The sequence below is a fragment of the Pedobacter psychrodurus genome (assembly GCF_004331735.1).
Lineage (GTDB): Bacteria > Bacteroidota > Bacteroidia > Sphingobacteriales > Sphingobacteriaceae > Pedobacter > Pedobacter psychrodurus.
In genome coordinates this window covers 60,036-72,464 of record NZ_SJSO01000020.1, presented here as the reverse complement: position 1 = coordinate 72,464, position 12,429 = coordinate 60,036, and the positions used below count along the sequence as shown (strand labels likewise).

The following is a 12,429-nucleotide window of genomic DNA, read 5'->3' as shown; positions in this document are numbered from 1 at the left end:
ATCAATTTTTAAAGTTAATTAGTTGGTAATACTATTGTTGGGGTAAACAAATTACCCATTAAGCCCCATTGTTGTGGTACAGCTATATTTAACCAGTTGTAAATTAATACGGGAATATCAATGCCATTTGGTACATTTTTAAAAGCCAGATCGGTAATATTACCCCCTACAACCGGCGAAACTTCAAGAAAATACCCCCAGCTTGCACTCCCGGTTACAGCAAAGTCTTTTTTCGCCGCTGAAAGATCTTTTAATACCAGGCCAGTGCCTTCGTTTGAAGGCCACCATCCCAATAGTTTATCAGGGTTAGGCGCTGTAAATGAAATCTCCTTTTTCATGTTGGTGATAAGATCTGCATCGGTCATGGCGATATTATAAATAGCCATGTCCCTAAACCATAAATCAGTACCATCTGTTGCAACTGTTGCTTTTCCGGCACCCATGTGCAGCGCAGCAGGGTTGGTTAAATTTTTACCTGTAATATCTACGCTGGTAATTTTTTTGCCATCCTGAAATAAAGAGACATAACGTACAGCTCCTTCATTAAATAACTTAAAAGCAAGTGTATGCCATTTACCATCTCTAATTGCGGTACCAGCCGAAATGGTATAACCACCTGCAAAGCTTAAGTAATAAGAATCGCCCCAGGTCATTAAATCCCATCCCGTACTGTTTAAACCTTCTCTGGCACTATAGTTACTCATGTTACCACAAAAATGAGCGTAATTACTTTGGTTACTTGCAGTACTCCTTATTTTTAACACGAAAGTATAATCACCTGTTGTTCCAAAATCACCAATATTGGCATCAGAAAGTACAGCTACGCCATTGTTTGCTGTAGTTGAAGTTAGGCGAATTGCCGAACCGGTAAATGGATAAGAACTTGGATCTGGTTGATTTACCAATGTTTTTGAAAATCTTGGGTTATAAAATGCGACATAGGTATTTCTTGAAGGATCGTTGTAAATATTAGAACCTGCACTGCCACCAGATACGCCACCACCTTTATTAGAAGCGACTACGATTAACCAGTTTTCACCTGAATAACCTTTTCTGGCTTTTAGTGCTGTTAAAATTTCGCCAATATATCCATCAATAGTCTGAATAGCAGTTGCATAAGCAGGTGTACTTGCGGTATAGCCATTGGCTGCACCTGCAATATCAGCGCTATGAAATTGTGCAACCACCATGGTTGGATTATTTGTGTTTAGCTCTGCTACTACTCCAGCCTTTACAGCTGCATCATCAGATACGTTTTGTTTTATTGTTGCATCACCAGCCAGTTTATCGTTAAAAAGGGGAGTTGATGCAATTGATACAGTTCTTGATGTACTTAGTGAGCTTTTAATACGTGTAAAAATTGTAGGCGTAGTTGCCAAATTTAGTCCAGCAAAATCCTCAGATGTTACATTACTTTTGGTATAATCGTAACCCGTAAACATATTTGTCCATCCGGCGGCGTTAGTAATAACATTTCGCTTATCATCAGCAAGTCCGTCAAAAGTATACAACGCTTTAGCATTGATAGTTGCAATATTAGCCGGTGCAAGTGTCTTAATTGCTGCTCCCGTTATACCATCTACAACAATGTAAAGCACCTTTTTGCCTGCCCCTAGCCCTGCAGTATCATTTTTAAAAGTTTGTGGCAATGTATTTTCAAAATCCTTATTACATCCGGTAGTTGTAAGGATAAGCCCGAATACCGAAGCTAAGCCAAAGCATTTAAGGGCAAAAGTTAATGTAAATCCTTTTTTCATATTCATTATGTCTGAAACTATATTGATCAATTAGAAAAAGTTAGGCGCAATAAGTTGCGTGGTAAAAAGGTGTTGAAACGCAAAATATCTCCTACCAAAATTACTTGCGAGCCAGTGCTGATTGAAGTTTCGAGCATATCGTAAACTGTACCCTGAAAACCTCCTGTATTGTTATAGCCAACAGCCAATTGTCCATTGCTTTCTAATACCATAAATCCTTGCCGTAAATAATCCCCGTATTTGTTAAAAGAACCGCAAACAATTATTTTCCCGTTATTAAGCTGCCCAACAAAAGTAGCTATGCCACCCGTTATTGGCAGCGGATTAAACGTAGCAACGTTAGAACCATTTGCATTTAGTAAATTAACACCAGCAGATGCCTTTCCGTTAAAGCTGGTAAATGTACCTGCGATTACAATTTTATCGGTATTAGCGTTGTATCTGATCGAGTAAATATCGCCATTTGCCGCTCCCCCTACACTAAAGCTGTTATCTACACTGCCATCTAAGTTTAACCTAACAATTCTATTGGCCTGCACTGCATTAAATGTGGTAAAAGTACCCACCAGGATCAATTTTCCATCAGCCTGCATCATTGCGTCTAAAATTACACCGTTTGCACCTATGGCACTCTGGCGTGTAGATTTGTTATAATGAAAGGTCGAATCCATCGTACCATCCATGTTTACCCTTACCATTTGGCGCATCCTGGTTAAATCGTAAACCTTTTCATCGTAACTAGAATTTGGCAGAAAGATTCGTTTATAATTATTAAAACCACCAACAAGGTAAACCTGTTCGCCAAAAACAAAGGTTTTTCTAACTGCACCATCTACACCTGCATTAAATGCACTGACAGTATCACCATTTTTATAAACTTCCTGAGGCTTTGGATTAATAACATTGGTAAGCACTAAACTATCCAATGACCCATTGGTATTTAATCTTGCCACATTATTTAACGTTTGACGGTTCGGACGTGTAGAATTAAAAGCGGTAAAACTACCACCAATAATAAATTTACCAGCCTGGCTACCTGTTGCAATTCTTGTAATCGAATTGATGTATTTGCCAGCACCACCAGCTGCTTTACCAAAAGCGACGCCACTTGTGGTATAGGCTCCATCTCCGGTTATTTGAGCAATACCTCCTATTGGTACTTTTTCTGTACCTTTTAATTCAAAATTATTAAAAGCTCCGCCTACAAAGTAGTTACCGTTGGGCAAGCCCTCTATATCATACACAGTACTCATACCCGTACTATTTGTTGCGCCATTAATTACCTTCCATGTAGGATCTACACTTACTTTACCACCCACTTTAACTAATGGGCCAAAAAAGCTTTGTCCTTGTGAGGTAATCCACATACTACCTGTACTGGCAGTAATCGGAACCTTAAAGGTTAAGGTAGTATCGTTAGTAGATCCTGTAACCACTTCGGCTTCAACTTCATTTACGTATACTTTAAAATCGTTGATATACTTATTCAATCCTTTTACCTTTACGCTTAACACCTCGCCCGCATTTACCACATCTGGTTCGATAGTTTTGGTAACGAAAGTGATATCCAAAGGTTTTTTACCTCCGGCGTAAGGATCTTCTGTTAGGCCATTCTGTTTTTTGCAGGAAACAAAAGTTGCTGTCAGGCATATTGCCAAGAACAAATGCGCCTTAAATTTATATTTTATGTTATTTAACATTTTTATTCAATTTACGAGTGAAATATTAAACTATGGCGTTGCTGGATCTATACCTGCCGATATAGCCTGTTCGATAAATGTGTATGTATTAAATCCGAAATTGTGCTTACTCTTAGTTAATACATGTAAAACACCGTTTGTAGGCTGTATATCAGAAGTTGCTACCGGAATATTAATCAGTGATACCTGTGGGTTCGATAAATCAGGAATATAAGCCAGGTATAACTGGCGATAGCCTGCGTAAGAAACTCTTGATATTTCTGCTCCCGAAGAATTGTATACTACAGCATCGTTAAAAATTACACCAATATTCATAATCCTATTCCCATAAGAGGCATAACCTTGACCTGGATAAGCCAGATAAGATAACGTATCGCGCTGTGGATAATCTTTCAAACGGCTCGCACCTTTAAAGATATACTGAGAAAGTATATTCTTCCATACCAAAGGCTTGATTTGTGAAAGTTTAGATACCGTATCCTTACCCTGTACCCTTAAATATTCGTTTAATTGTTTAATAGATTTATAAATAGAGCCACTTGGCGGCGCAAAGAATGTAATATTTTCTTTGCTAACCACATCAGCCATACCTGCTAATTTAATAACCGTTAAAGTAGAATCGAAAAATGGCTTTTTTTCTTCCATATATTGGAGTATGTTTCCATTATATTTTGCGTCATGAACCCCAGTTTCTTGATAGTATTTCTTACAACTGGCTAATGCCAATAGCATACAGATTAGGGAAAATAATAGCGTCTTATTTTTATTTTTCATTGTCTTATATTTTAAAAGCTAATGAAGCTACCAGCACGTGTAAATTTGTTTACTGATAGTTGCATCATACCTATTAATTCCAAAAATTATTACCAATTAAATATGGGTTTGCACTACGCTCATCGGCGCTAATGGTTAAAGGCCAGGTCCACGCACCTGCATTTAGGTTAGCAACTGAAATAGGTGATTTAGTAAAATCAGAATTTACAACCCGCTTTGTTCTTACCAGATCAAAAAAGAACTGTCCCTCGCCAATCAGTTCCCTGCATCGTTCTCTATAAATTTCGTCTTTCAAGTCTTGTCCGCCTAAAACGATTGGAGGTGCCGCCGCAGCCTCTCTTACCCTGTTAGTAAAATCTCTTGCTCCACCTTCATCGCCAAGTTCGGCAAGTGCTTCAGCAGTTAATAAATAACAATCAGGCAATCTAAAAATGATAGCACTATCGTCGCTCGTAACTGATATTGCAGAACCAGATCCCGTTGTATAAATGTTTGCAAATTTTTTAAACTGGAAAGTACCTGTTCCTGAATCATAGTTTTCGAACCAGTTGGTTAACCTGGCATCAGGAATTCCCGCAGGGTAAAGCTTACTGATATAATCTTTATTATAAGCCATAGAACTTGCCGTTTTAGTTACTGTACCACGATAAGGATAATGTGAGAAATAGTAAGAAAAACCTGCTGGTAAAGAAAAGCCTTCGCCGTAGTTAAAATCTTGTAATATGCCGAATAAATTTTCTGTACTCCGTCCTTTAAAAATTTTCAACGTATTTTCTGGCGTAATTGGCAAAAGCTTATAATTGGTATACGTATCCAATTCTGTTGCCAATGTTTTTACGGCTTCGTAATATTTTGTTTTATCCGCACTGTCCCATGCAGCTGCCCACATATTTAAATGCATTAACAAGGCAACCGCTGTTGCTTTGGTTGGTCTAAAACCATTTGATGAAACATCGTTATAAGTGGCAGGCAAATCAGCTTTAGCGGCTGTCATATCTGCAATGCACTTTTTCATTACCTCTACCTGAGGGGTTCTTGCCAATGGCGTACTATGATAAGCTTCTGTATAATAAACTGCATCACCAAATAACTTGCAGATAAACATATAACTCAGATTACGTAAAAATACTGCTTCTGCTTTATATCTCCTTCTGTCTGCATCCTGCAAGCTAGAAGATGGCACCTTATCGATTTCGAAATACATGATGTTTGATGCAGCGATTACATCGTACCACTCTTTCCAGCTCATAATTTTTTTCATCAAATTGTCGTAACGATTACCTCTGGAAACAATAAACTTCATATTGTTTCCAATTAAGGCGTTAAAGGTATTGGCCCCATCACCATCTATACTCAATACATTTATACTATTACCCCGAATTTCTAATGCAGGGAAAAATGCACGATCATCACCATTAAAAAATTGTGGTGTACCTGCTACTTTTGATCGTAAGCGGGCATAAATGCCATTAGTAAATCCTTCTACCTCTTCACGGGTTTTCCAAAAATTATTGCCTGACTGAGCTTCAATCGGTGTTACATTGAGAAACTTTTTACACCCTGCGGTAGTAAAAACCAATGCGGCAAACAGGATTATATATTTAATATTTTTCATTTTCTTACAATTTTAAAACTCAATGTTTAAACCTAAAGTAAACTGTCTTGGAGATGGGTAACCTCCCGAATCATCTCTACCTAAACTGGTTACATTTTCAGGATTAGGACCCGTATAGCGTGTAATAAAGCCAAGGTTGGCAGCAGTAGCGTTGATACTTACCCTATTCATACCGAATTTACTGGTAAAGCTCTTATTAAAGATATAATATACTTTTATGGAGTTAAGTTTAAAGTACGAACCATCTTCCTGAAATGCTGTTTGATTAAGTCTGTATGGATCGATAATTCCTGCACGTACAAAATCCAAGGGGTTTCCATAAGTGGCTATATCACCCGGTGAACGCCAGTAGTTAAGTTCACCTAAAGGTACCAAGCTACCCGATTTAAGGGGATTATTGTATGCCGGAGAACTGAAGTTCTGGAACTGTTTAGCTAATGGGTTATTAATAATATCACGCACTAAGGTAAAAGAGGTATTAACCTCTACGCTCCAGTTCTTCCATTGAAGGTACGAATAAAATCCACCTGTAACCTGTGGTTGCGAGTTACCAGCAATTACCCTATCGTTACCATCTAGTACATAGTTACCATCTAAATCGGTAAAAACAGGGTCTCCTGCCCTAAAGTAATTTAACCGGCCGGTGCCCCCTACGCGGTATGGTAAGCCAGTGTTTGGATCAACAGGTACCTGCGCATTAGTAGAATATACACCTTTAGTATTATATAGATAATTAGAAAGTGAATTGGTACCTAAACGGTAATAAATATCCTGTCCTAAATCTCTATCATAATAAATTAAATCCCTTAAACCATCAGGCAATTGAGCCAAAACCTCTCTGTTTATGGCAAAGTTTCCAGAAATTGTCCATTTAAAAGGGCTGCTCGGATTTAACGGACGGGCAGTTGCCTGAAATTCCCAACCGTAATTTACGTTACTAATCTCATTTGAAGCAATGGTTGAGAATGAATTGGTGCCTGAAATATTTTTATACCTGAAAATATTATCGTTTTGTTTATAGTAGGTATCAAAATTTAATGAAAAACGGTTTTGAAATAAGCTAAAATCAACACCGGCATTATAGGTAGTAGCTTTAGTTGGCTGCAAATCTAAATTAGGCAGCCTTTCAAGATCTAAAAGTATAGAATTGGTGTTGTTATAACGTGGGCCTCCTGCATATTTACCATAGGCATCGAAAATACCTCCTACAGGCTGAATATTGGAACCATAACTTAAACGAATATCAGCATAATCAACCCACTTAACGTTTTCCATAAACTTCTCTTTGTTAAAGTTCCATTTTAAGGCTATTGATGGGTTGGCTATATAACGGGCATTTTCTCCGTTAGCAGAGTTTGCATCTAAACGATAGTTAAGGTCTAAAACATATTTTTGTCTATAGTTATAAGAAAATGCACCGGCAAAGGCTACACTTCTATCATCCCTATAATCAATAGTTCCACCCAATGAGGTTAGATAATCAGTCATGTTGGTTAAAGGTCCTCTTAACTGATCATTTACTCCTTTTTGGTTCAAAATCGCATCAGCCTTAAAAAAGCTCGAATTGATCTCGGTAAATGCAAATAAATTGAATGTGTGAGAATCTTCTCCGGCTGCATCTTTTAGTCCATAAACATAAGAAAACTGGTTACGGTTATATAATTTGGTAGCACGATCGTTATAAGTATAATATTGCGATTGGTTACCATTTAACGCCGCTGGAGAAAAATTATCTTTTGTATTAGAGTTATTGGTATAATTTAAGAAAGTTGCAATTCTGAAATTTCTAAAAACTTCGTATTCGGCATTAATGGTTGCAAAAGTTTGCAAGGATTTATTATCGTTATCTGTTTCGAGCTGTGCCAAAACACCACTTTGCGATGAATACAACGATGGTGATGGCAGCAATGTTGATGCCGTACCTGTAGTTGCTAAACCACTATTTAATAAACCATTGCCACTCCCCGTTTGTACCTTTTGGATAGAGTTTTGTAACTGTCCAACCAATTTAAACTTCGGAGTTGGGTTATACTGCATATTCATATTCAAATTATATCTTGAATATCCTGTATTCTCTTGTATACCGGTCTCATCAAAAGCACCTAAGCCAACTTTATAGTTGAAAGCCACATCCCCACCTGATATATTCACATTGTGGCTTTGGTTAAATGTATTTCTGTAAAAAAAAGATTGCCAATCGGTAGAATTATTAAAGTATGCGTTTAAACTATCGGCCAGAATTGGTGAGGAGTTAATTAAATCTACTGCATGGTTATAAGTACTATCATTCTGCAAAATCTGCGAAATACGTAACAACCTCTCGCCCTTACCACCTATTACAGTACGCAATTGAGGTACCATTGAGAAAAATGAAGCACCGGTATAACGAACCACTGGCACTTTTGAGTTACCTCGTTTGGTGGTAACCAAAATTACACCATAAGCACCTCTCGATCCGTACAATGCAGTAGCTGCAGCATCTTTTAAGGTCGTAATATCTTCTATATCTTCTGGTGGTATCTGAGAAATCGGCGATACACCTGGCCCTGCTTGCTGGAAACCATAAGAATAATTGGTATTATCATCAACAGGTACCCCATCAATTACAAATAATGGCGAAGTAGGTGTTAAGAAACTAGAACTTCCTGAACCTGAAACATTGATATTCGAAATACCACGTAAGGTAATAGAGCCTCTGAAACCTGGTGCACCTGTACTATTCTGAATGTTCAAACCAGCAACTTTACCTTGTAAAAGTGACATTACATCACTTGCCGGCTGACCCTGGATATCTTTACCTGAAATAGTTACTGTAGAACCTGTTGTTAGGGTCCTTGTCTTAGTCTGATATCCCGCGGTAACAGTTACTTCTTTAAGTGTAGTATTATCGCCCTGTAAGGTTAAATTAATCACCGTACGGTTATTTACCTTTATAACTTGTGTTATATAACTTAAATATTTAAAGGTAATTTCTGCATTTGAAGCTACGGTTACCCTATAGCGTCCATCTCCATCTGTTTGGGCCAAAACCTTACCCCCGCTTAAAATGCTTACGCCGGGCATGGTTTCTTTCTTTTTTGATTCGCCATCATAAACTGTACCTGTAACTGCAATTTGCTGTTGTGCCCAGGCCAGATTGTGCAAACCAAAAATCAATAAAATTACTATGCTGTAAAAATACTTCATTGGAAATATATTTTGTTTTGATTTAGTTATTTTCATCAGTCGTTATCAAATTTTGGTTTATCATTCTTAAACTGGAAGATAATTTCCCAATCGCCCTCTTCATAAATCTTAAAATTTAATGCGACATAACAGTGTAGCAGTACGGCACCAAAGGCCTGCCTGTCGAACCTGAATACTACCCTTGCAGCACCGCCATCTGTTGTAGTATATTTGGTAGGATACGCCGTTAAGGGAATTGGATACGCGATATCGAATTTTACTTTATTGGCATCTTTTACCATATTAAAACCATGTACAAGATTCCCCCAATCGGTTAGTGCAAATTTATTTGGATCGATGGTTTGTGCCAGCGTATCCACAAATTTGAAACTAATACTATGGCCCGAATAACCTGGCAAACCTTTTGGGAGTTTATTGAAGGTAACCCGTACATCGCTTGATGATAAAAACTGATTGGTTTTAACACCAGTGATGAATACACCTGAAGGACTCACAGAAGTAGAAGTTCCTTGACCGGTTATCGGATCAAGAGGTGACGGTTCATATGGACGCTCGCGAAGCGGCGTAAGACGCATATTCTGAAAATATTTTCTACCACCTGTATTCGACATTTCAACATCGAAAACATAACCAGAATCTGGTTGGGCTTTAATCATGTTGGAATTGGCTTCTGCCCACATTAAAAATTCGCCAGAATGCGGACGAACCTCGAAAAGCGGATGGTTCTCAATTACACGCTTGGCTTCAATTTCTGCAAGTGATTTCTCTGTTCCATCATAAGCAGTTTTCCATACTTTTACTGGATAAAGTTTGGTTAACTCCGGAGCAGGCTCTCCACCAAAAGTACGCATATTCACAATTTTAAAATCCAAAGGCCTGCTAGAGTTGCCATAGGTAAAATTGTTGGTAAATAAAGTATTTCGGCCTAAAGTAGGCTGATAAAGGTATTGGGTGTACTGGCTATCACTGGCTATAGATAATCTATTATCAGGTAAATTTTTCTTACACGATATCAGTAGAAACATCAGGCTTGATAGCATGATACCCATACTAAGGATGTATTTATTCGTTTTCATCTTCATAAGGCTATTGATCTAATCTGGCTGTAAATTCATCAAATCCGAAATTGTGTAACGGACTCAAAATATTAATAGTAGCATTATCAGCTTTGATATTAACGGCATTGGTTTTTGTTGTTATCCAAGCCAGTTTAATAGTCGAACCGTACATATCACTGTATTCGAGTGTTGTAGCACCCCCACCTACATACCCTGAAGCATTTGATTTTACTGCTTTAATATGCATAGGGTAGTTAATACCTATTGTATTTAATGCAATGCCATCAACACTATTGATATAGGCGTTGGTAGTTCGGTCTCCCCTAATAATATACTTGCAAAGCATATACAACAGTTGATCCGGATCAGCGGTGCTTAAATAAATTGGCGCTTTCCCCGCTGCCTTTCTGGCTTGATTTAAATATTTTACCGATGCCGCAAAATTTTCGTTTACAGGTGCAAACAGCGTTACCTTTTGGTTGGTTAAAGAATCCTTTACAAACGGAAAACGATCCAATACCAGTAAAAGTGAATCAAAAGTATTAGGCTTCGATTTTAAATAATCCATAGCCGAGCCTTTAAACGTTTGTACCGTATTGGTATAATCGTAATAAGTCGAATCGCTTTTCTTGCAAGCACTTAAATAAATGCCCATTACCACTAACACTAATAATAAGCTACTCTTATATAATTTCTTTTTCATGATCTTCTTATAGTTATTGCCAATATGGATTTTGAGTAACCGATGAATTAGCGTTGATTACATCAGGCGATACAGGCCAGTAAATGCCGCCAGCATCTTCGAACTGTCTAAAGGTGAGCGGCGTACCATTTTTCTTAATAAATGTGCCATTAGATTTTTTAATCCTGTTATATCTCACTATATCATACCATCTCCAACCCTCACCCATCAACTCTCTTCTCCGTTCTTGAAAAATGGCATCTATTAAATCCTTACCCGATGCCGGATCATATACAATAGGTCCTCTTAAATTTGCAGCTCTGTTTAAGGCATTAATAGCTTCGGTACGTTGCCCAAGTACGGCACATGCCTCTGCCCTGAGTAAAGTAATTTCTTCTAAGCGGCTAAACACCATCGAAGAACTATAGAATGTAAAATTACCCTGAGTTTCTGCCTGAGTACCCACTACTTTAATTTTACTAAAGATTGGTTGTTCGGATGCGAAGTTTGTAAAGTAGTTGGTTCTGTAATATCCAGAATTACCTATCATACCAAATCTTAAATCCTGCGGATCAGTAAATATTTTCAAAATACTATCCTTAGGTACAAACATTTCTGGTGTTTCTTTCGGGATAAATGGAGCAGCCAAAGTAAGCTGTTCGATATGTCCGTTAGCTGTAGATAAACCATTACCTGCCTCAAAAGGGAAACCCACCATTAAAGTAGCACGTTTAAAGGCAAACGGGCTATAGTAGTTAACGTTGTTGGTAAGGGCATCCATATCGATGTAATCTAAAGGATTAGCACCATCTACGAAATATTGGGTTGATTGATTATCGAGTACAAACTTTGAATAATTTGCAGCATCCAGGTAATTACCCTGCCATGCAGCAATATGCGCTAAAATAATATAGGCTGATAATCTGGTAAATATAATACCATTCCATGTTGGCCAGTTTCCGCCATAATACAAACCAGGTAATATTGGATCTGTACCACCATACCTAAAAGGAACTACCTGCGCTGCAGCCAATACCTCAGAAGTTGCAAATTGCAATACTTTCTCTTTATTTGTTCTAGGTAATTTCACAAAATCCCCATCGTGAGAAGAGGTTAGCAAAGGTACATCACCCCAAATTCTTACCATATAAAAATAGGCAAAGCCTCTTAGCATTTTTGCCTGGGCCACATCTACGTTATTGTTTATCTGCGTATAGCGTGGATCTTTACCTACTATTTCTTTGGAACGCTCGATAAATATACTCGCTGCATTAATAGCTGCATAAAACCTACGCCAGTTGGTAATCCGTTTAATTACAGGATATTGCGCATTTAACTGCCCCGAAACAATAGATTTTAAATCTGCCCTGTTGGTTATCGCGAAATCCCCTTGGCGCAAATCGCCCATCAACCAATGTGTATTATCAGAAACTGTAGCAGAACGCAATAAGCCGTATACAGAAAGTAAATTCGCCCTTGCATCTTCTAAAGTTTTCCAGTTGCTTTCTTCTGTAGCTAATCTTACTGATTGTGTATCATCAATCTTCTTACAGGAGAAATTGCCAACACAAATTAAGCTTAAGACTAAAGCAAGCGTAATTTTATGGCAGATACTAATTTTATAATTAGAATATTTCATATTAATAATGGTCATATT

8 protein-coding genes are annotated in these 12,429 nt (G+C 37.8%); all 8 read right to left on the bottom strand.

Annotated features, from left to right (window positions below; genetic code table 11):
• Positions 1 to 14: 14 nt before the first annotated feature.
• The 8 genes from EZ456_RS19800 to EZ456_RS19765 all read right to left on the bottom strand — a co-directional run bounded on the left by EZ456_RS19800 (position 15) and on the right by EZ456_RS19765 (position 12,426).
• Positions 15 to 1,757, bottom strand: a complete 1,743-nt coding sequence (locus EZ456_RS19800) for a DUF4983 domain-containing protein (RefSeq protein WP_165501382.1) — start codon at positions 1,755 to 1,757, stop codon at positions 15 to 17.
• 26 nt (positions 1,758 to 1,783) lie between these two features.
• Positions 1,784 to 3,457 (bottom strand): DUF5008 domain-containing protein, encoded by a 1,674-nt coding sequence (locus tag EZ456_RS19795; protein WP_131533145.1) that lies wholly within the window; start codon positions 3,455 to 3,457, stop codon positions 1,784 to 1,786.
• A gap of 30 nt (positions 3,458 to 3,487) precedes the next feature.
• On the bottom strand, positions 3,488 to 4,231 hold the full coding sequence (locus EZ456_RS19790; RefSeq protein WP_131533143.1) for a hypothetical protein: 744 nt from the start codon (positions 4,229 to 4,231) through the stop codon (positions 3,488 to 3,490).
• A 73-nt stretch (positions 4,232 to 4,304) separates the two neighbouring features.
• On the bottom strand, positions 4,305 to 5,846 hold the full coding sequence (locus EZ456_RS19785) for a RagB/SusD family nutrient uptake outer membrane protein (protein WP_131533141.1): 1,542 nt from the start codon (positions 5,844 to 5,846) through the stop codon (positions 4,305 to 4,307).
• Positions 5,847 to 5,858: 12 nt separating this feature from the next.
• Positions 5,859 to 9,032 (bottom strand): SusC/RagA family TonB-linked outer membrane protein, encoded by a 3,174-nt coding sequence (locus EZ456_RS19780; protein ID WP_165501381.1) that lies wholly within the window; start codon positions 9,030 to 9,032, stop codon positions 5,859 to 5,861.
• A 35-nt stretch (positions 9,033 to 9,067) separates the two neighbouring features.
• Positions 9,068 to 10,108 (bottom strand): DUF5007 domain-containing protein, encoded by a 1,041-nt coding sequence (locus EZ456_RS19775; protein WP_225876578.1) that lies wholly within the window; start codon positions 10,106 to 10,108, stop codon positions 9,068 to 9,070.
• A gap of 10 nt (positions 10,109 to 10,118) precedes the next feature.
• Positions 10,119 to 10,793 carry a hypothetical protein gene (locus tag EZ456_RS19770; protein ID WP_131533135.1) on the bottom strand — a complete coding sequence of 225 codons (675 nt, stop codon included), beginning with the start codon at positions 10,791 to 10,793 and terminating at the stop codon, positions 10,119 to 10,121.
• 13 nt (positions 10,794 to 10,806) lie between these two features.
• The gene (locus EZ456_RS19765; protein WP_131533133.1) at positions 10,807 to 12,426 is read right to left on the bottom strand and encodes a RagB/SusD family nutrient uptake outer membrane protein; all 1,620 of its coding nucleotides are present in this window, start codon (positions 12,424 to 12,426) and stop codon (positions 10,807 to 10,809) included.
• Positions 12,427 to 12,429 lie beyond the last annotated feature (3 nt).